The organism is Aeromonas sp. (genome assembly GCF_050252055.1).
GTDB classification, from domain to species: domain Bacteria; phylum Pseudomonadota; class Gammaproteobacteria; order Enterobacterales; family Aeromonadaceae; genus Aeromonas; species Aeromonas caviae.
The window spans coordinates 18264-37573 of the sequence record NZ_JBFWLQ010000014.1 but is presented as its reverse complement, the minus strand read 5'-3'; the positions used below and the strand labels follow the sequence as shown (position 1 = coordinate 37573).

The window sequence follows — 19310 nt, the reverse complement described above, 5'->3', positions numbered from 1 at the left end:
TCGTCCCTTAATCAGTGAATTGTTTCATTTTATGCACGTCATTCCGAGCCTGTGTCCCGCCAGCCCGGCGATAGATAAGGTTCTATCATTCCTCGCCGGGCAATAACAAGATGTTAAAGATACTAACCGGAGCAGGCGCGAGAGGGGTTTTGTGAAACTAACACGCAGTTTATTGCTGTTTATTGGAGTTTAATGTTGCTGTGATGGTGCAACATACAGATAACAAATTGTCATGGTGACAATTTCCAGAGTAAAAAACTGACGATATTTCATTCTGCGTCCGCTCTCATTTTGACCAAAATCCGTTTGCGCAAAAAGAAATGACCGCATAGATTAGCCAGCATTGATAATTCACTGGCAGCGCCCGTTAAAACCAAGCCTTTATTCGGGAAATCTGCTACTGTTCCGCCTTTGTTATTCAGGAGACAGAGATGGCAACTATCAAGGATGTCGCCTCGCGCGCAGGCGTATCCATCTCCACCGTCTCACATGTACTCAATCACACCCGTCGGGTCAGCGAAGACGCAACCCAGAAAGTGCTTGAGGCGGTGGCAGAGCTGAACTACGCGCCCAACTCGGTGGCGCGCAGTCTCAAGATCAATTCGACCAAGACCATTGGCATGCTGGTGACCACCAGTGCCAACCCCTTCTTCGCGGAAGTGGTACAGGGGGTGGAAGCCTACTGCTTCGAGCAGGGTTACAGCCTGATCCTGTGCAACACCGAGAACCAGCCGCCCCGCCAGCAGCACTATCTGCGCATGCTGATGGAGAAGCGGGTCGACGGTCTGCTGGTGCTGGGGACCGATATCGACACCCAGTTCAGGGACATGCTGCGTATCCACAAAAACGTGCCGCAAGTGGTGCTGGACTGGGGCAACGAGTGCGATTTCGCCAACGTGATCAACGACAACGCCCGCATCGGCGCGCGTCTGGCGGTGCGCCATCTGCTGGAGCAGGGCCACACCAACATCGTCTGCATCACCGGCCATCTCGCCAAGCCGACTACCCAGCAACGGCTGGACGGGGTGCGCGATGCCCTGGCTGAACAGGGGATGACCCTGAAAGAAGAGCAGATCTTCGAAGGGGACTACGAGAGCCAGAGCGGCTTCGATGCCATGCAGCGCATCCTGGCCCTCACCCCTCGCCCGACCGCGGTCTTTGCCTTCGACGATCCCATGGCCATCGGTGCCATCTGCGCCGCCTGGGAGGCCGGGGTCAAGGTGCCGGACGATATCTCCATGATCGGCTATGACGACGTGGAGATGGCGCGCTTCTCCAGCCCGCCGCTCACCACCATCCGCCACCCCAAGGCCGAGCTCGGCCTGCTGGCGGTGCAGCAACTGGTGAGCCGGATCCGCAACAAGGAGCTGGAAGTGGAGTCCATGACGGTGCAGCCCGAGCTCATCGTCCGCCGCTCGGTCAAGTCCCTGCGCTGACGGCGCCACGGGTGCCATGAACAAGAAACCCCCTCGCCAGCGAGGGGGTTTCTGTTTTTGGGCCCCTCTCGTATCTGGGGGCGTCAGGCCTTGAGACCGAGCCGCCTGGCGAGGCGGTGCAGGTTGCCGCCGTCCAGATCCAGCGCCCGGGCGCTGGCGGCCCAGTTGCCGTCATGGGCCGTCAGGGTCTGCTCGATGAGTTGGCGCTGGAACAGATCGGTGGCGGCGCGAAGGCCCAGGCCGGTAATGGCCGGAGAGGCGGGCTGGCTGACGGTGTCGGCGGGAAGGGATGAGCCCGTCGGTCCCAGGTTGAAGTGGTGGGGTTTCAGGGTCGGCGAGGGGCTGCCCTGTTCGGCCCTGGCCAGCACGGCGGCGCGGTGGATGGCGTGCTCCAGCTCCCGCACGTTGCCGGGCCAGTCGTGGCGCTCGAGCAGTTGCAGCGCTTGTGGCTGGATACGCAGCTGATCCAGCCCCAGGCCGAGCCGGCAGCGCTCGCAAAAGTAACCGGCCAGTAGGGGAATGTCGCCTGGGCGTTCCCGCAGTGCCGGGGCGTGGATCGGGAACACGCTCAGCCGGTGGTAGAGGTCGGCCCGAAACTGCCCCTCGACCACCGCCTGTTTCAGATCCCGGTTGGTGGCCGCCAGGATGCGCACATTCACCTTGAGCGGGGTGTCGTCACCGATCCGCTGCAGATCGCCGTATTGCAGCACCCGCAGCAGCTTGGCCTGCAGCGCCAGCGACAGCTCCCCTATCTCGTCGAGAAACAGAGTGCCCTTGTCCGCCAGCTCGAACTTGCCCGCCCGATTGTGGATGGCGCCGGTGAAGGCCCCCTTCACGTGGCCGAACAGCTCGCTCTCGGCCACGGATTCGGGCAGGGCGGCGCAGTTGAGGTAGACCAGGGGGGCATGGGCGCGGGGCGAGCCGCCATGCACCGCCTTGGCGATCAGCTCCTTGCCGACCCCGGTCTCCCCCAAAATCAGCACGTTCAGCTCAGAGCTTGCCACCACGTCTATCTCGTGGCGCAACCGGGCCATGGCGGGGGAGTGCCCTATCATCTCCGGCTGCTCAGGGCCGGGCCGGGTGCCGGGGACCAGGGGCTCGCTGCTCTGGCGGGCGAGCCGCTCCAGCAGCAGGGCGTTGTCGAGGGCGGCGGCGGCCAGGGCCCCCACCAGCCGCAGCTCCTCGTCGCTGATGCCGTCGAACTGGGCCGGGTTCATGCCGTCTATGGTCAGGGCGCCGATCAGCGCCTGATCCGAGAAGAGCGGCAGGCCGACGCAGGCGTGCACCTTGAAGTCGTCGTGATCCGGCAGCAGGCCGTCATAGGGGTCGGGCAGGGCGCTGTCGGCAGGGAAGCGCACCACATCCCCGGCGCGGGCGATGGCCTCGAGGCGCGGGTGATCCTTGAGGGCGAAGCGGCGCCCCAGCACGTCCTGCATCAGGCCGTCGATGGCCAGCGGGATGAACTGGCCCCCCTCGTAGCGCAGCAGGGCCGAGGCATCCGAGTTCAGCAGGCTGCGCACGCTCTGGATCAGGCGGTGGAAGCGGTCCTGATGGGAGATGCCGAGTTGCAGGTCGAGGGCGATGCGCGCCAGGCTGTCGGTCGAGATCACGATAATTGTCCAAATGACAGTATGTTTGTGATTTTGACTATAAAGGTGTGGTGTCTTAATGACAACGAGTGATATGCGAAGCCATTAAAAACAATGGGTTACAATTTGGCACGTCCGCTGCAATAGCTGGTTCAGTTGAACATCCACTATTGCATTCGAGGAACTGCCTGATGAGCATTCACGTCAAGAACAACATCCACTGGGTCGGCCAACGGGACTGGGAGGTACGCGACTTCCACGGCACCGAGTACAAGACCCACAAGGGCACCAGCTACAACAGCTACCTCATCCGCGAAGGGAAAAACGTGCTGATCGACACCGTCGATCACAAGTTCAGCCGGGAGTTCGTGCAGAACCTGGCGGCCGAGATCGATCTCGCCGCCATCGACTACGTGGTGATCAACCACGCCGAGGAGGATCACGCCGGCGCCCTGACCGAGCTGATGACCCGTATCCCCGGCACCCCCATCTACTGCACCCACAACGCCATCGACTCCATCACCGGCCATCATCACCACCCGGAGTGGAACTTCCACCCGGTCAAGACCGGTGACAGCCTGGACATCGGCAACGGCAAGCAGCTGGTGTTCATCGAGACCCCCATGCTGCACTGGCCCGACAGCATGATGACCTACATGACCGAGGATGCGGTGCTCTTCTCCAACGACGCCTTCGGCCAGCACTACTGCGACGAGCACCTGTTCAACGACGAGGTGGATCAGAGCGAGCTGATGGAGCAGTGCCAGCGCTACTACGCCAACATCCTCACCCCCTTCAGCCCCCTGGTGACCGCCAAGATCAAAGAGGTGCTGGGCTTCAACCTGCCAGTGAGCATGGTGGCCACCTCCCACGGCATCGTCTGGCGCGAGGACCCCACCCAGATCATCCTGAAATACCTGGAGTGGGCCGACCACTATCAGGAAGACCGCATCACCTTGTTCTACGACTCCATGTCCAACAACACCCGCATGATGGCGGACGCCATCGCCCAGGGCATCCACGAGGTGGACCCCGGCGTGGCGGTGAAGATCTACAACGTGGCCCGCCACGACAAGAACGAGATCCTGACCCAGGTGTTCCGCTCCAAGGGGATACTGGTGGGCTCCTCCACCATGAACAACGTCATGATGCCCAAGGTGGCGGGCATGCTCGAAGAGATCACCGGCCTGCGTTTTCGCAACAAGCGCGCCTCGGCCTTCGGCAGCTACGGCTGGACCGGCGGTGCGGTGGACCGGATCCAGACCCGATTGATGGACGCAGGTTTCGACATCAGCATCTCCCTCAAGGCCAAATGGCGCCCGGATGGTTCGGCGCTGGCCGAATGCCGCGAGCATGGCCGCCAGCTCGCCCGTCAGTGGGCGCTGCATCCGCTGGATGCGCCCCGCCCGATCACCGCTACTCATGCGGCGGTGGTACCCGTCCCCGCGATGCCTGCTGTTGAGCCGCAAGCCGCAGCGGCCGCCGCCGAATGGGACGATGATCAGGCCATGCTCTGCACCGTCTGCCAGTGGGTCTATGACCCGGCGCTGGGTGAGCCGGATCAGCTGGTGGCGCCGGGCACCCCCTGGGCCCAGGTACCTGACAGCTTCCTCTGCCCGGGTTGCGGCATCGGCAAGGAGGTATTCGAACCCTGCGCCGTGGAGGCCTGTGTATGAGCGCAGCAACGCAGAGTGACGCTGGCATCAGCCGGGAGATAGTGGTGATCGGCAGCGGCTTCGCTGCCCAGCAGCTGGTCAAGAGCCTGCGCAAGCTGGACGCCGAGCAGCCCATCCGCCTCATCACCGCCGACAGCGGCGACGAGTACAACAAGCCCGACTTGAGCCATGTGGTGAGTCGGGGCTGCCCTGCCGCAGCCATGACCCGCCAGAGCGGCAGCGACTTTGCCGAGCAGCAGCGCATCGCGCTGCTGCCCCACTGCCCGGTGCATGGCATCGACCCAGCAAGGCGGTTGGTGCTGACCGAGCAGGGGGAATTCCCCTACGGCAAGCTGGTGCTGGCCACCGGGGCGAGCGCGGCGCGCCCCGATCTGCCGGGCAGCGAACACCTGTTCACCCTCAACAGCCAGCAGGAGTTCGCCGCCATCGAGGCGCAACTGCGCCAGGCCCGCCGCATCCTGGTGCTGGGGGCGGGGCTCATCGGCTGCGAGCTGGCGATGGACATGGCGAGCGCAGGAAAAGAGGTGACGCTGGTGGATCTGGCCGACAGCCCCTTAAGCGCCCTGCTGCCCGCCGCCCTGACCGAGCCGCTGCAACAGGCGCTACGCAGCCAGGGGGTCAGCCTGCAGTTCGGGACGGGTCTCGCCAGGATAGATGCCCAGCCGGGCGATGGCTGGCGGGTGACCCTGACCGATGGCCGCATCAGCGAGCAGGATCTGGTGATCGCCGCGATCGGCCTGCGGCCGAATCTGGCCCTGGCCCGCGGGGCCGGGCTGGCAGTGGAGCGTGGCATTCTGGTCGACGATCGGCTGCAGACCAGCGACCCCCATATCTTCGCGCTGGGGGATTGCGCCCAGTGGCAGGGTCAGCTGCTCCCCTTCCTGCAACCCATCGTGCTGGGGGCCAATGCGCTGGCGCGCACCCTGCTCGGGACGCCGACCCCGCTGACTTTGCCCCCCATGTTGGTGAAGGTGAAGACGCCGCGCTACCCGCTGCAACTGGCCGGTCGCACCCGGGGCGAGGATCTTGCCTGGCAGTGCCGCTGGAATAGCCACGGCATGGTGGCCGAGGCCTGCGACCAAGCAGGCGAGCTGTGCGGCTTCGTGGTGGGGGGCGACCAGATGAGCGCCGCCTTCCCGCTGCTGCGTCAGCTGCCCCGTTAACCCCTTTACATTGCATCGGCCGGGTCGACCCGGCCACACGAGGAGAACCGATATGGCCATGCAACTGATCCCGTCTCACTGGGTGGTGCGCCGCTCCACCCCCTTCTTCACCCGCCAGAATGTGCCCCAGGCCCTGCTCACCCACCACAACACCGCGGCCGGGGTGTTCGGCCAACTCTGCGTGATGGAGGGCACCGTCACCTATCACGGCTTTGCCGACGAACAGGCCGAGGAGCCCGAGGTGAGCCTGGTGATCCGGGCCGGGGAGTTTGCCACCAGCCCGCCCCGGTACTGGCACAGGGTCGAGCTGTCGGAGGATGCCCGTTTCAACATCCACTTCTGGGCCGAGCAGGCAGAATCCGACCAGCCGCTGTTCCACAGCCGCAAATAACGGGGTTTAAGGCTCAGAGGGCGGAGCGGGCAAATGCCCCCTCTGCCCATGCAGATCAAAATCATCAACTCAGATGTTGGTTATCCTGCCCCCTCGATTCGGATGAGCACTGTGAGGGAAGCATGAGCCTGTTGGAAGCCCTGACCATGACCTCGGGTCTGGTCTATCTGGTTCTGTTGTTGTGGCAGGGCCGCAGCGGTTGGGGCTGGACTCTCTCTCTGCTGTTGGCCGCCGCGCTCTGGCTGCTGGTGGCGGATTCGGTACTCTGGCTCGCACTGGGGCTGGTGGCCACGACCCTGGCGCTCTGGCTGCGCTATCACCCCCTGCTCATGCTGGCCCACATAGACAGTCAACGTCTCAGAATGGCCACCAGGCAGCTATTGCTGCTGTGTTGGGGGTTGGTGGCGGTTCAATATGTTGTTCATATCGGACAGTTGGGGCTGGGGATGACCCCCTGGCTGGTGCGCCCCGACGTGGTGGACGGTTTCCTGCCCATCGCAGGTGGTCTCGGGCTGCGGGCCTGGCTCGGGCAGGGGCTGACGGACCCCCATCACCCGGCGGCCACCGTCACCGTGCTGGTGCTCTCCCTGTCGGCCCTGCTGCTGGGTCGGGCGTTTTGTGCCTGGTTCTGCCCGCTCGGGCTGGTGGGGGAGTGGCTGCACGGCCTGCGCTCGCGCCTGTTGCCGGGGGAGTGGACCCCGCCGCGCTGGCTCGATGCCGTGTTGCGCGGCCAGAAGTTTCTGGTGCTCGGCTTTTTGCTCTTCATCATATTGCTGGCGGTACCCGCCGCCGCCCTGCCCGGCTACCTCGCCAGCCCCTACCATCAGGCGGCGGACATGAAGATGGGGGCCTTCTTCTTCAACCTGACCCTGATCTCGGGCCTGTGCCTTGGCTGGGTGCTGCTGCTCACCGCCACCTTCCGGCAAGGGTTCTGCCGCTACCTCTGCCCCTATGGCGCCTGGTTCGCCCTGCTCGGCCTGCTGACCCCATTGCGCATTCGCCGCGACCCGGCCCGCTGCCTGCGAAGCCTGGGCCACGATTGTGACAAGTGCAGCCGGGTTTGCCCCTCGCGCATCCAGGTGCACCAGCTCATCGCGGTGCAGAGCCTCGAGTGCACCAGTTGCCAGAGCTGCGTGGCCGCCTGCCCCAAGCGGGCCGATGCCCTGCATCTTGGCACGCAAGGGCAGCGACTCGCCCCCCGCCAACTGCTGGGACTGCTCTGTCTGTTGCTGCTGGTGTTGCCGCTGCTCTCCTACGGCTTGCTGGATCTCTGGGTCAGCCAGACACCGATCCCTGACCGCTACGAGTTGTTGCAGCGGCTGCCCTGGCTGAGCCACTGAGGGGGGAAAGGGCAAAAGGTGGATGATGGGGGGATCTTTCGGATTGGCGATAATAAGCTGTATAAAAATCCCCCGCCAAATTGTTAGCGCCATCCCACTTTGCTCATATTGCAATTGATCATATAGCGCTCCCCACCATAATGGGTGCTGTTATTTGGCGTTGTTAATATCAATTGGATGAGCAACAACATGAATATCAAGGTCAGCTATCCCAAGTGGTTTACCCTGGACCATAAGATCGCGTTCTTCTTCCCGCTGTAATTCCCCGCGGTGGCGCGGCATGCCTGCCATGCCACGAGCCCGCCTCCATTCCTGAACTGAAATAGCTGCACCTGTCTTCGCCTGTTTATTCTGGCGAGGCGATGTCGTGCACCCATTTCACAATATTTCCCACCTGCCGGACATTCTATTTTCGGCGGGGGAAGAGACTCATTTTGAATATTTAAATCTGGGGTGTTTATATTATGGAAAACTTCAAGCATCTGCCCGAACCCTTCCGTATTCGTGTCATCGAGCCGGTCAAGCGCACCACCCGTGCCTATCGGGAAGAGGCCATTGTCCGGGCGGGCATGAACCCCTTCCTGCTGGACAGCGAAGACGTCTTCATCGACCTGCTGACCGACAGTGGCACCGGCGCCATCACCCAGGACATGCAGGCCGCCATGCTGCGCGGTGACGAGGCCTACAGCGGCAGCCGCAGCTACTATGCCCTGCAACAGGCGGTGCAGGAGATCTTCGGCTACTCCCTGACCATCCCCACTCACCAGGGGCGCGGCGCCGAGCAGATTTACATCCCCGTGCTCATCAAGAAGCGGGAGCAGGAGAAGGGGCTGGATCGCAAGAAGATGGTGGCCCTCTCCAACTACTTCTTCGACACCACCCAGGGCCACACCCAGATCAACTGCTGCGTGGCGAAGAACGTCTACACCAGGGAGGCGTTCGATACCTCGGTCACCGCCGACTTCAAAGGCAACTTCGATCTGGTGAAGCTGGAAGAGGCCATCCTGGAGGCGGGCCCCGCCAACGTGCCCTACATCGTCAGCACCATCACCTGCAACTCCGCCGGGGGGCAGCCGGTCTCCATTGCCAACCTGAAGGCGGTGTACGAGATCGCCAGAAAGTACGACATCCCCGTCATCATGGACTCCGCCCGCTTCGCCGAGAACGCCTACTTCATCCAGCAGCGGGAGCCCGGCTACGCGAACTGGACCATCGAGGAGATCACCAGAGAGTCCTACAAGTACGCGGACGGCCTCGCCATGTCGGCGAAGAAGGATGCCATGGTGCAGATGGGGGGGCTGCTGTGCTTCAAGGATGACAGCATGCTGGACGTCTACACCGAGTGCCGCACCCTGTGCGTGGTGCAGGAGGGCTTCCCGACCTATGGCGGCCTGGAAGGGGGCGCCATGGAGCGTCTGGCGGTGGGCCTGCGGGACGGCATGCGCCAGGACTGGCTGGCCTATCGCATCGGCCAGGTGCAGTACCTGGTGGACGGGCTGGAGGCCATCGGCGTGGTGTGCCAGCAGGCGGGGGGCCATGCGGCCTTCGTGGATGCGGGCAAGCTGCTGCCCCACATCCCGGCGGATCAGTTCCCGGCCCACGCCCTGGCCTGCGAGCTCTACAAGGTCGCCGGCATCCGCGCGGTGGAGATAGGTTCCCTGCTGCTGGGGCGCGACCCCGCCACCGGCAAGCAGCACCCCTGCCCGGCGGAGCTGCTGCGCCTGACCATCCCCCGTGCCACCTATACCCAGACCCACATGGACTTTGTCATCGAGGCCTTCGGCGAGGTGAAGAAGAACGCCCACCGGGTGAAGGGGCTGGACTTCATTTACGAGCCGGCCGTGCTGCGTCACTTCACCGCCAGACTGAAAGAGGTCGAGCATAACGACCCGTCAGCCGGCAAGACGCAGAAAAAATTGATAGAAGCATAACGAGTCAGGGGCACAGATTTTTCTGTGCCCTTTTTTTTCACTGCTCTGTGAAAGATTTGGAGTGACACACATGACATCAACACCGTCCGTCATCGGAGGGGCCTGCATCATTGCCAGCGTCTGTGTCGGTGCCGGCATGCTGGGGCTGCCGAGCGCGGGAGCCGGGGCCTGGACCAGCTGGTCAACCCTCGCCATCATTCTTACCATGGTCGTCATGACGGTTTCAGGCTGGATGCTGCTGGAAGCCCTGAAACCCTACGCATTGACCGCCTCCTTCAACTCGGTGACCAAGGACCTGCTCGGTCACAGGATCAATCTCTTCAACAACCTCACCGTCTATTTCGTGGGCGGCATTTTGCTCTATGCCTACATCACCTCGTCGGGTCTCATCCTGGGCGGCCTGCTGGGCATCGATAGCCAGCTGGCCTCGGTGTTGTTCGTGCTGGTGTTCTCCTGGTTCGTCTGGCATTCGACCCGGGCGGTGGACAGGATTTCGGTCGTCCTGATCGTCTTTATGGTGCTGAGCTTCGTGTTCGGGGTCTCCGGGCTTGCCAGCAAGGTCGACACCGCCAAGCTGTTCAACTCCTTTGCCGAGGAGCTGGGCCGCGCCCCTTACGCCCTGGCCATGTTGCCGGTGGCGCTCACCTCGTTTGGCTACCACCACTCTGTGGCATCGATGCGCGCCTATTACGGCGAGGAGCAGAAAGCCAGGCAGGCGATCCTGGGGGGCACCCTGATCGCCCTGGCGCTCTATCTGCTGTGGCTGCTCAGCATCTTCGGCAACCTGCCTCGTCCCGCCTTCGGCCCCGTCATCGCCAAGGGGGGCGACGTGGATGTGCTGCTCGGGGCGCTGGCCTCGGTGATAGAGTCCAGGCAGGTCTCCCAGGCCATCAACCTCTTCTCCATGGCGGCCATCCTCTCCTCCTTCATCGGGGTGGGGCTCGGGGTGTTCGACTATCTGGCGGATCTGTTCCGGTTCGACAACAGCCGCCGGGGGCGGGCCAAATCCTGGGCGGTGACCTTCCTGCCCCCCCTGGCGCTCTCCCTGATGTTCCCGTTCGGCTTCGTGGTGGCCATCGGCTATGCCGGGGCTGCGGCGACCGTCTGGGCCTGCATCATCCCGGCCCTGCTGGCGAAGAAGTCCCGGGAGCTGGCCCCGGACGAGGCGGGGTTCAAGGCCCCCGGCGGCCAGCCCATGGTGGTGGCCGTCATCGTCTTCGGGGTGCTTACCGCCATCTTCCACCTGATGGCCATGGCGGGTCTGCTGCCCGTCTACACCGGCTGACCCTGGTGTGCTGAACCTGGCCCCATCCCGAACATATTCCACGGATGGGGCGCAGGATCCGGCCCGTTTCCCCCCATTTCCCCTCCGGATTTGATACCCGAAGGCATGCAGGGTAAAGTCCCCCGGCGCCAGCAGTGGCGAACGCAGGAGAAGCACGGCGGTGTGCCGTGACCAGTCGACAATCCGTTTGGGGGAGTAATGGAACAGAAACCATCGTTGGTGGGCGGGGCATGCATCATTGCCGGCGTCTGTGTGGGGGCCGGCATGCTGGGGTTGCCGAGTGCGGGGGCGGGCGCCTGGACCCTCTGGTCCATGCTCGCGGTGGCACTGACCATGGTGGTGATGACGGTCTCCGGCTGGATGCTGCTGGAGTCCTATCGGGGCTATCCCCTGCGCGTCTCCTTCGATACCGTGACCCGGGATCTGCTGGGGGAGAAGGTCAACGCCCTCAACAACCTGAGCGTTTATTTCGTCGGCGGCATCCTGCTCTATGCCTACATCACCTCGGCCGGTCTCATCATCGACGGCATGACGGGGATGGGCAGCCAGTGGGCGTCCGTGCTCTTTACCCTGGCCTTCTCCCTGCTGGTGTGGCACTCCACCCGGGCGGTGGACCGCATCTCGGTGTTGCTGGTGATCCTGATGGGGCTGAGCTTTGCCTTCGGCATCTCGGGCCTGTCGATGAACGTGCGCCTCGATCTGCTGCTCGACCGGGTGGGCAGCGAAGTGAGCTACGCCCCCTATGCCCTGGTGATGCTGCCGGTGGCGCTCACCTCGTTCGGCTACCACCATTCGGTCTCCTCCATGCGCGCCTACTACGGTGAAGAGCGCCGTGCCAGCCGCGCCATTCTGGGGGGCACCCTGATCGCGCTCGCGTTTTACCTCATCTGGCTGGTGAGCGTCTTTGGCAACCTGCCCCGCAGCGAGTTCGGCTCGGTGATCGCAGAGGGGGGCAACGTGGATGCCCTGCTCAAGGCCCTCGGTTCGGTGATCGAGTCCAAGGCGGTGGCCAGCGCCCTCAACGCCTTCTCCATGGCGGCCATCCTCTCCTCCTTCATCGGGGTGGGGCTCGGGGTGTTCGACTACCTGGCGGATCTGTTCAAGTTCGACAACAGCCGGGGTGGCCGCGCCAAGTCCTGGGCGGTGACCTTCCTGCCGCCCCTGGTGCTCTCCTTGCTGTTCCCGTTCGGCTTCCTGGTGGCCATCGGCTATGCGGGCGCCGTAGCGACCCTGTGGACCTGCATCATCCCGCCTCTGCTGGCCTGGAAGGTGCGGGCGGCCCGGCGCGAAGAAGGTGGCGAGGGCTTCCGCGCCCCCGGCGGCCTCTTCATGATCGTCCTGGTGATCCTGTTCGGCGTGCTGACCGCCGCCTTCCACCTGCTCAACATGGTGGACCTGCTGCCCGCCTACAAGGGCTGAGCCGTTACCCGGGCCGCAGTGCCAGCACACAATGACAAAGAAGGAGCCTCATGGGCTCCTTCTTGCTTGTCACACAGGCAATATTGGCGTCGGTTACTGAATGCCGACCGACAGGGAGTGGGGGACCTTGGCGCCTTTACGGGCGGTGGCGCGCATCTGGTAGACCTGGATCAGGTACTTGCCCGACTTGGGCAGGGTGCCTTGCCATTTTGTGTCCACGTTGCCGCCGCCCAGTGCCTCGGCCTGACCCGGGATGGCGCCCGGCGCGAAGACGTTGAAGTTGGCATTGGTGCTGCCGGTGATGGCGACCGTCATGGTCTGGCCTTCTTTGGCGACCAGGGTGTAGTTGATGGTGTCATAACCGGAGAAGGTACCGTCAACCTTGGCGCTGTGCGCGCCTTTGGCGAAGTGCACCGGCACCGTGGTCACCTTGTCTGCCGCCTGAACCGAGGCCGCCATCATCATGGCCAGCAAGGCGGCCGTTACTGCTTTTTTCATTATCTATTGCTCCTGTGATCGGGCCCTGGCACGGGCCTCGAGGGGAAGATATGCCGGAACGATGACGCGACTCCATCGAAATGATGGGGCGGTCGGAGTGGGGGATGTTGCAAGATTTGGGGTATGCACAGACGGACATGGTGCCTTTTGGCCGCAAGCCAGATGAACACAAGGTCGATGGGGGTTTATATGGCGAGTTCCCTGATACAGGGGGCGTTTTTGTCAACGTGGTGTTGACGAACAGGGTGCCCGCTGCGGCCATGAGTCTGCGACAGAATTGATCGCCCCGGGTCTCCTGCATGGTCAGGGCGCGGGAGGGCTTGCGGAAAAAGAGGACGTCATGGCTGGCTGGTGCCCTCAGCCGCCATGGCCTGCTGCTCATAGCGCGCTACCGTGCCGTCCTGCTTCATTTGCCGGATCACGCTGGCAAGGGGGGCCAGCAGATCCTGATGCCGTTCGTGCAGATAGACGTAAGAATCGGCCAGCTCCATCACCCCGGCGGAGTAGATGCCGGCATAGCCCGGGTCCTGGCGCGTCAGGGCGGCCAGGGTCTGGCTGGCAATCAGGGTCTGCTCCACATAGAGGTCACTGCGCCCCTTGAGCAGCTTGCCCATCCCCTGCTCGGCGGTGGCGATGGCAAAGAGCCGGTCCGGTGCCACCACCTTGCCCAGCATCATCTCCGGCAGCTTGGCGCCACGGCGAAACTCGACCCGATAACCGGTGCCCTGCAGGCTGTGCCACCCCTGCAGCTGGATCCCGGGCTGGTGGGCATAGGCCTGATAGGAGACGGCGAAATGGGGCTCGGGCACGCGCTGGAGGGTGCGGGTCTGCTGCTGGTAGCTGGCGGCGCGGTGGATCTCGCCATCGACCTGTCCCTGCTCTGCCAGCAGGGGGGCCCGTCCCCCGGGGTAGCCCTGGTACTGGAAGTCATAGCCCAGGCGGGCGAACGCATCCCGATAGATGAGATGGAGCCAGCGACCATAGGGGGACTCCCTGGTTTCAAGGGAGCTCACCAGTGTGATGTTGCCCCTGCCTTGCGCCCCCCATACCTGGAAGGCCAGCAGCAAGAGCAGTGAAAGAGCGAAGAAGCGGTATCCTGAAACCTGCGCCATGGTGTCCCTGTCAGAGCGGTGGTTGCAAAGGGTGACAGTCCCATCCTAGCCCAGGGGGTTGCCCGGTCCAGCGCTTTCTGCCGTCCGCCCGTGGATATCCTCCCGTCCCGCCTTGCCCGAATGAACGCCAACCAAGGGAGATGGCCAGCGCCGCTCACAGGCTGGCGAAATCCACCTCGGGCAGGGTTTCGAAGCCGGGGCGGGCAAACAGATAGCCCTGCATCAGGCTGACGCCCATCTCCCGCAGGCAGGCCATCTCGTCGCGGGTCTCGACCCCTTCCGCCAGCGGGGTGATCTGCAACTCCGTAAACAGCGCCAGACAGTGGCGAACGATGGCCTGACGGATCGGGTCCTGGTCGATGCCGCGCAGCAGGTGCATATCGAGTTTGATGATGTCGGGGCGAAAATCGGCCAGCAGGCTCAGGCCCGAGTAACCGGCGCCAAAGTCGTCGATCGCCGTCTTGAAGCCCAGGGCCTGATAGTGATCGACGATGCCGCGAATATGGCGGTTGTCCTGCACCTGTTCCACCTCGGTGAACTCGAACATGATCTGCTCGATGGGAAAGAGATGCTCGCGGGCCGCCTGCAACGTGGTGCGGATGCAGCGCTCCGGGCGATAGACCGCGTTGGGCAGGAAGTTGATGCTCAGCATGCCCCGCATGTCGAGGCGGGCTGCCAGCGCGATGGCCTTGATCCGGCACAGCTGATCGAAGCGGTAGCGGTTGTCGTCGTTGACCCGGTCGATCACGCTCTGCGCCGACTCGTTGTTGAGCCCCCGCACCAGCGCCTCGTAGCCGAAGAGGGTGCGCTGGCTGCAATCGACGATGGGCTGAAAGGCCATGGTGAAATCGAAGTCGAGATCCACCTGCTCATGACACTGCTGGCAGAGGGGGGAGGACGGGGTGGCAGGTATGTCCATGACGTTCCTTTCAAGGCGGGGGGTCGCGAGAGATTGCCTCAAAGGATAACAGCTCCTCTCTCGCCAGCAGAGGTTATTCCTCCGGATAGGCTGGCCGTCTTCTGGCATATCAGAGGTTGTGCCCGACAGGCGGCCATGGCGGGTCAGGTGCCGCCGCTTGTGGGCCTGTTTGTCCGGGATTGGCCTCGCTGGCATCCTCCAAGGCCACGTCTTGCCCGCGAACCGGTCGGGTCAAGCGGTATAAGCTGATTCGATGGCATTGCGGAAAATGCACATATTTTTGCTTATACCTCCTCGCGGTGTGCTCCTATGGCACAAATAGGCCTAATCAGGGCCCACAAAGGCCACTGGCCGATCTTGAGCAACCGCCATAGAGCGCCAGCCACCGCACCGCAGGTTCGATTAGCGCCGTGTAATCGGACGGACGAGGTGCATTCGTCTCGGTTATTGCTTTGAGTCAGGGGCGGGTGCAATGCGGCTGGCCGTGAGAACGGGAGAATCAATTTACGCGAACGTCCGATTACGCCTGACGGCTAATCGAACCTACCGAGGTGATAATTCTTCGCTAATTAAGCCTGTAGCTTTATTATTAGCATTGCCAAAATATGGAGCGAAGTCTATGGGAAAGCGAAATTTCATTATTGTCATGTTGTGTGTGTTGGTTTTGGTTAGTGCTCCGTTACTTCTCTATATCTATATATTTGCACCAATCTCACACTATTCATTATCTACATCTGATCAAGCGTGGTCGAATTTTGGTGGTTTTATTGGTGGCACAATAGGAACTACTTTTTCTTTCTTAACATTTCTTGGCGCCGCGTTTGCAGTCTACTATCAAAAGAAGCAATTAGATGTACAAAAGGCGACAATGAAATTAGAGGAAGTTCATAGCTTACTTTCTAGAGTTTCTGAAAGATTAGATGTTTTAATTTATACTAATCCGCAGTTATATCCTAATCAATACATTGAGTTGAATGAACTTGAGCCAAGAATGAAGGCTTATATAGAAGGAAGTTTTATTAGTGTATTGGCAGCATTAGGTACTTTATCTTTGAGAAAGAAGTATAACAAAAATCTTAATGTGTCTGACTCAAATATACCAGATGGTTTTATATCTAGCTTTTTACAACAAAGTGCCTCATTAATAAATGTTGAGTTAAATAATTATGGTCGTTTGTTATCCATATATAAAGCTAGTTATGGGGACCGAGAGCTTGTTGAGTTTCATGTAGATAAATACTCAGCATTAATTTGCTGGTTGAATGTAGTTGGATTGCTTAATGCGCCATTGATTAATGAGCATGTTGACTTTAATGTATTAGAGCATGTCCTCGTAGGTAATAACTTCAAAGATTATTCATCTGCTATTTAGATTTTATGGTTTTTTATAAAAACGGCGCCTCGCGGCGCCGTTTTTAATATCAATCCACCCAACCAATATCACTGCAGCAGGGAGATATCCGCGACTTGCAGGAACAGGTTGCGCAGGTTGTTCAGCAGTGCCAGACGGTTGGCCTTGAGGGCTTCGTCGTCGGCCATCACCATGACTTCGTTGAAGAAGGTATCGACCGGTTCGCGCAGGGCGGCCAGACGGGTGAGGGCAGCCTGATAGTCACCGGCAGCGAACAGCGGGGCCAGTTCTGCTTGCAGTTCGGCAACCTGGGTGGCCAGCGCCTTCTCGGCGGCATCGACCAGCAGTTCCGGTTTGACGGCAGTCGGCAGTTCGCCTTCGACCTTGGCCAGAATGTTGCTCACGCGCTTGTTGGCGGCAGCCAGTGCCAGTGCGGCATCCAGCGTGCGGAAGTGGCTGACGGCCTTGACGCGACGATCGAAGTCGAGCGGACGGGTCGGGCGGCGGGCCAGTACGGCCAGCACCACGTCGGCACCGATGCCTTCGTCCTGATAGGCGGCGCGGAAGCGGCCCAGCATAAAGTCGACCACGTCGGTAACGACGGTTTTGTTGGTCAGCTTGTCGCCGTAGACGCGTACCGCTTCTTCAACCAGTTCAACCAGATCCAGATCCAGCTGCTTCTCGGTCATGATGCGCAGGGCACCGATGGCGGCGCGACGCAGAGCGAACGGGTCCTTGTCACCCTTCGGCAGCATGCCGATGCCGAAGATACCGGCCAGGGTGTCGAACTTGTCGGCCAGCGCGACGGCGCAGGCAACCAGACCGGACGGCAGGGCATCACCGGCAAAGCGCGGCATGTACTGCTCGTTGAGGGCCACGGCCACCGCTTCGTCTTCGCCATCGTGACGGGCGTAGTGCATCCCCATGACACCCTGGGTGTCGGTGAACTCGCCGACCATGTTGGTCATCAGATCACACTTGGAGAGCAGACCGGCACGCTTGGCCTGAGCCACATCGGCACCGATGCGCTCGGCGATAAAGCCGGCGACGGTCTCGATGCGCTCGACCTTGGCCTTGACGGTGCCCAGCTGTTGCTGGAACAGCACGGTTTCAAGGCGCGGCAGACGGGAGGCTAGGGTCTGTTTGAGGTCGGTCTTGAAGAAGAACTCGGCGTCTGAGAGACGGGGGCGAACCACCTTCTCGTTGCCGCTGATGATCTGGCTCGGGTCTTTGGACTCGATGTTGGTGACGAAGATGAACTTCGGCAGCAGCTTGCCGTTCTTGTCGTAGACCGGGAAGTACTTCTGGTCACCCTTCATGGTGTGAACCAGCGCCTCAGCCGGAACGGCCAGGAACTTCTCTTCGAAGTTGGCGGTCAGCACCACAGGCCACTCGACCAGGGCGGTCACTTCTTCCAGCAGGGCGTCGTCCAGATCGGCCACGCCACCGAAAGCGGCAGCGGCCGCTTCGACGTCAGCCTTGATCTTGGCCTTGCGCGCCATGAAGTCGGCAATCACCATGCCGCGCTCCTGCAGGATCTGCGGGTACTGGCTGGCGTTGTCGATGGTGAACTCGCTCTCGCCCATAAAGCGGTGGCCGCGGATGGTGCGGGCAGAGTCGATACCCAGAATGTGGGCGGGAACCAGCTCGCCATCCAGCAGCAGGGTCACGGTGAAGACCGGACGCACGAACTGGATGGTCTTGTCGCCCCAGCGCATCATCTTCGGGATCGGCAGCTTGGCCAGTGCTTGGCTAACCAGCTCGCCCAGCAATTCTTTGGCCGGACGACCTTCAACCTTGGCGGTGTGAACCAGCCACTCGCCCTTGTCGGTGACCAGACGCTCGGCCTGCTCAACTGTGATGCCGTTGCCACGGGCCCAGCCTTCGGCAGCCTTGGTCGGCTTGCCTTCGGCATCGAACGCCTGCGCCACGGCCGGGCCGCGCTTCTCGACGCTCTTGCTCGGCTGTTCGCCAGCCAGCTCGCTCACCTTCAGCGCCAGACGGCGCGGTGAAGCAAACCACTCGACGTCGCCGAAGGCCAGATCGGCCTTGGTCAGTTCGGCTTTGAAGTTGTCGGCAAAGGCTTCGGCCAGGGAGCGCAGGGCTTTGGGCGGCAGCTCAGCAGTACCGATCTCTACCAGAAATGTATGTTGTGCCATGTCCGTTCCTTAACCTTGCTTGTTCTCGTTGCTGCCACGTTGGCACATCGGGAAGCCCAGCGCTTCGCGGGAGGCGTAGTATGCCTCTGCCACGGCCTTGGTCAGGGTGCGAATGCGCAGGATGTAGCGCTGACGCTCGGTGACCGAGATGGCCTTGCGGGCATCCAGCAGGTTGAAGGAGTGAGCGGCTTTGAGGATGCGCTCGTAGGCAGGCAGCGGCAGCGGTTTTTCCAGTGCCAGCAGATTCTGGGCTTCCTTCTCGTACTGCTCGAAGCAGTGGAACAGGAACTCCACGTCGGCGTGTTCGAAGTTGTAGGTGGATTGCTCCACTTCGTTCTGGTGGAACACGTCGCCGTAGGTGGTCTTGCCCAGGGGGCCGTCAGACCAGACCAGGTCGTAGACGCTGTCGACGCCCTGGATGTACATGGCCAGACGCTCGAGACCGTAGGTGATCTCGCCGGTGACCGGCTTGCATTCGAGGCCGCCAACCTGCTGGAAGTAGGTGAACTGGGTCACTTCCATGCCGTTCAGCCACACTTCCCAGCCCAGACCCCAGGCACCCAGCGTCGGGTTTTCCCAGTTGTCTTCCACGAAGCGGATGTCATGGATCTCGGGATCCATGCCCAGCTCTTTCAGGGAGCCCAGATAGAGTTCCTGAATGTTGTCGGGGGAGGGCTTGATGATCACCTGGAACTGGTAGTAGTGCTGCAGGCGGTTCGGGTTTTCACCGTAGCGGCCGTCAGTCGGACGGCGGGACGGTTGTACGTAGGCGCAGGCGATGGGCTCCGGGCCCAGGGCGCGCAGGCAGGTCATGGGGTGGGAGGTACCGGCACCCACTTCCATATCCAGCGGCTGAATGATGGTACAGCCCTGGCGGGACCAATAGTCCTGCAACTGCAGGATCAGGCCCTGAAAGGTTTTGACATCGAATTTTTGCATAGTGTTTTTCGCGCGAAATGAAATCAGAGCAAGATTTGCTGAATGTGAACCGAGGGAGTATACCGTCTGGCATGGTCGGATAATAGGCGAAATTACAGGGGA

16 protein-coding genes are annotated in these 19310 nt (G+C 61.7%); 10 read left to right on the top strand and 6 right to left on the bottom strand.

The window, feature by feature from the left end; genetic code table 11:
* The first annotated feature begins 431 nt into the window (after nt 1-431).
* Nucleotides 432-1436, top strand: coding sequence for a substrate-binding domain-containing protein (locus tag AB7E19_RS19555; protein ID WP_010672385.1), 1005 nt, complete (start codon nt 432-434; stop codon nt 1434-1436).
* A gap of 83 nt (nt 1437-1519) precedes the next feature.
* On the opposite strand, the gene norR is transcribed toward AB7E19_RS19555, so the two are convergent.
* Nucleotides 1520-3046 carry a nitric oxide reductase transcriptional regulator NorR gene (norR, locus tag AB7E19_RS19550; protein WP_322131774.1) on the bottom strand — a complete coding sequence of 509 codons (1527 nt, stop codon included), beginning with the start codon at nt 3044-3046 and terminating at the stop codon, nt 1520-1522.
* Nucleotides 3047-3216: 170 nt separating this feature from the next.
* On the opposite strand from norR, the gene norV reads away from it, so the two are divergent.
* The 8 genes from norV to AB7E19_RS19510 all read left to right on the top strand — a co-directional run bounded on the left by norV (nt 3217) and on the right by AB7E19_RS19510 (nt 12230).
* Nucleotides 3217-4701: an anaerobic nitric oxide reductase flavorubredoxin gene (gene norV / locus AB7E19_RS19545; RefSeq protein ID WP_427936308.1), complete on the top strand. Its 1485-nt coding sequence runs from the start codon at nt 3217-3219 to the stop codon at nt 4699-4701.
* Nucleotides 4698-5864, top strand: coding sequence for an NADH:flavorubredoxin reductase NorW (norW, locus tag AB7E19_RS19540; protein WP_322131792.1), 1167 nt, complete (start codon nt 4698-4700; stop codon nt 5862-5864). Before norV ends, norW begins: the two co-directional genes overlap by 4 nt.
* Nucleotides 5865-5916: 52 nt before the next feature.
* Nucleotides 5917-6255 carry a DUF1971 domain-containing protein gene (locus tag AB7E19_RS19535; RefSeq protein WP_114523034.1) on the top strand — a complete coding sequence of 113 codons (339 nt, stop codon included), beginning with the start codon at nt 5917-5919 and terminating at the stop codon, nt 6253-6255.
* A gap of 122 nt (nt 6256-6377) precedes the next feature.
* On the top strand, nt 6378-7595 hold the full coding sequence (locus tag AB7E19_RS19530) for a 4Fe-4S binding protein (RefSeq protein WP_322131793.1): 1218 nt from the start codon (nt 6378-6380) through the stop codon (nt 7593-7595).
* A gap of 177 nt (nt 7596-7772) precedes the next feature.
* The gene (tnaC, locus tag AB7E19_RS19525; RefSeq protein WP_069652909.1) at nt 7773-7856 is read left to right on the top strand and encodes a tryptophanase leader peptide; all 84 of its coding nucleotides are present in this window, start codon (nt 7773-7775) and stop codon (nt 7854-7856) included.
* A gap of 203 nt (nt 7857-8059) precedes the next feature.
* Nucleotides 8060-9526, top strand: coding sequence for a tryptophanase (tnaA, locus tag AB7E19_RS19520; protein ID WP_010672391.1), 1467 nt, complete (start codon nt 8060-8062; stop codon nt 9524-9526).
* Nucleotides 9527-9596: 70 nt separating this feature from the next.
* Nucleotides 9597-10811: an aromatic amino acid transporter gene (locus AB7E19_RS19515; RefSeq protein ID WP_253583859.1), complete on the top strand. Its 1215-nt coding sequence runs from the start codon at nt 9597-9599 to the stop codon at nt 10809-10811.
* Between the two features lie 198 nt (nt 10812-11009).
* On the top strand, nt 11010-12230 hold the full coding sequence (locus AB7E19_RS19510) for an aromatic amino acid transporter (protein WP_322131794.1): 1221 nt from the start codon (nt 11010-11012) through the stop codon (nt 12228-12230).
* Between the two features lie 93 nt (nt 12231-12323).
* Here the strand turns inward: AB7E19_RS19510 and AB7E19_RS19505 are convergent, their stop codons facing one another.
* The 3 genes from AB7E19_RS19505 to AB7E19_RS19495 form a co-directional block, all read right to left on the bottom strand.
* The gene (locus tag AB7E19_RS19505; protein WP_322131795.1) at nt 12324-12728 is read right to left on the bottom strand and encodes a g-type lysozyme inhibitor; all 405 of its coding nucleotides are present in this window, start codon (nt 12726-12728) and stop codon (nt 12324-12326) included.
* A gap of 338 nt (nt 12729-13066) precedes the next feature.
* The gene (locus AB7E19_RS19500; RefSeq protein ID WP_322131796.1) at nt 13067-13840 is read right to left on the bottom strand and encodes a hypothetical protein; all 774 of its coding nucleotides are present in this window, start codon (nt 13838-13840) and stop codon (nt 13067-13069) included.
* A gap of 154 nt (nt 13841-13994) precedes the next feature.
* Nucleotides 13995-14759 carry an EAL domain-containing protein gene (locus tag AB7E19_RS19495; protein ID WP_427936303.1) on the bottom strand — a complete coding sequence of 255 codons (765 nt, stop codon included), beginning with the start codon at nt 14757-14759 and terminating at the stop codon, nt 13995-13997.
* A gap of 472 nt (nt 14760-15231) precedes the next feature.
* On the opposite strand from AB7E19_RS19495, the gene AB7E19_RS19490 reads away from it, so the two are divergent.
* The gene (locus AB7E19_RS19490; protein ID WP_427936301.1) at nt 15232-16131 is read left to right on the top strand and encodes a hypothetical protein; all 900 of its coding nucleotides are present in this window, start codon (nt 15232-15234) and stop codon (nt 16129-16131) included.
* 68 nt (nt 16132-16199) lie between these two features.
* Here the strand turns inward: AB7E19_RS19490 and glyS are convergent, their stop codons facing one another.
* Together glyS and glyQ are read right to left on the bottom strand one after the other, a co-directional pair.
* A complete protein-coding gene (gene glyS / locus AB7E19_RS19485) occupies nt 16200-18269 on the bottom strand; it encodes a glycine--tRNA ligase subunit beta (protein ID WP_040069876.1) in 2070 nt (689 codons plus the stop codon).
* Nucleotides 18270-18278: 9 nt separating this feature from the next.
* Entirely contained in the window at nt 18279-19208 is a 930-nt protein-coding gene (gene glyQ / locus AB7E19_RS19480; protein ID WP_010672400.1) for a glycine--tRNA ligase subunit alpha, read from the bottom strand.
* Nucleotides 19209-19310: the final 102 nt, after the last annotated feature.

What these genes read in the sequence shown, in the direction of transcription:
- AB7E19_RS19510 (WP_322131794.1), top strand. Translation starts at nt 11,010, where the DNA reads ATGGAACAGAAACCATCGTTGGTGGGCGGGGCATGCATCATTGCCGGC.
- glyQ (WP_010672400.1), bottom strand. Translation starts at nt 19,208, where the DNA reads ATGCAAAAATTCGATGTCAAAACCTTTCAGGGCCTGATCCTGCAGTTG.
- AB7E19_RS19530 (WP_322131793.1), top strand. Translation starts at nt 6,378, where the DNA reads ATGAGCCTGTTGGAAGCCCTGACCATGACCTCGGGTCTGGTCTATCTG.
- AB7E19_RS19500 (WP_322131796.1), bottom strand. Translation starts at nt 13,840, where the DNA reads ATGGCGCAGGTTTCAGGATACCGCTTCTTCGCTCTTTCACTGCTCTTG.
- AB7E19_RS19555 (WP_010672385.1), top strand. Translation starts at nt 432, where the DNA reads ATGGCAACTATCAAGGATGTCGCCTCGCGCGCAGGCGTATCCATCTCC.
- AB7E19_RS19535 (WP_114523034.1), top strand. Translation starts at nt 5,917, where the DNA reads ATGGCCATGCAACTGATCCCGTCTCACTGGGTGGTGCGCCGCTCCACC.
- norW (WP_322131792.1), top strand. Translation starts at nt 4,698, where the DNA reads ATGAGCGCAGCAACGCAGAGTGACGCTGGCATCAGCCGGGAGATAGTG.
- glyS (WP_040069876.1), bottom strand. Translation starts at nt 18,269, where the DNA reads ATGGCACAACATACATTTCTGGTAGAGATCGGTACTGCTGAGCTGCCG.
- norV (WP_427936308.1), top strand. Translation starts at nt 3,217, where the DNA reads ATGAGCATTCACGTCAAGAACAACATCCACTGGGTCGGCCAACGGGAC.
- AB7E19_RS19495 (WP_427936303.1), bottom strand. Translation starts at nt 14,759, where the DNA reads ATGGACATACCTGCCACCCCGTCCTCCCCCCTCTGCCAGCAGTGTCAT.
- AB7E19_RS19490 (WP_427936301.1), top strand. Translation starts at nt 15,232, where the DNA reads ATGCGGCTGGCCGTGAGAACGGGAGAATCAATTTACGCGAACGTCCGA.
- tnaA (WP_010672391.1), top strand. Translation starts at nt 8,060, where the DNA reads ATGGAAAACTTCAAGCATCTGCCCGAACCCTTCCGTATTCGTGTCATC.
- tnaC (WP_069652909.1), top strand. Translation starts at nt 7,773, where the DNA reads ATGAGCAACAACATGAATATCAAGGTCAGCTATCCCAAGTGGTTTACC.
- AB7E19_RS19505 (WP_322131795.1), bottom strand. Translation starts at nt 12,728, where the DNA reads ATGAAAAAAGCAGTAACGGCCGCCTTGCTGGCCATGATGATGGCGGCC.
- AB7E19_RS19515 (WP_253583859.1), top strand. Translation starts at nt 9,597, where the DNA reads ATGACATCAACACCGTCCGTCATCGGAGGGGCCTGCATCATTGCCAGC.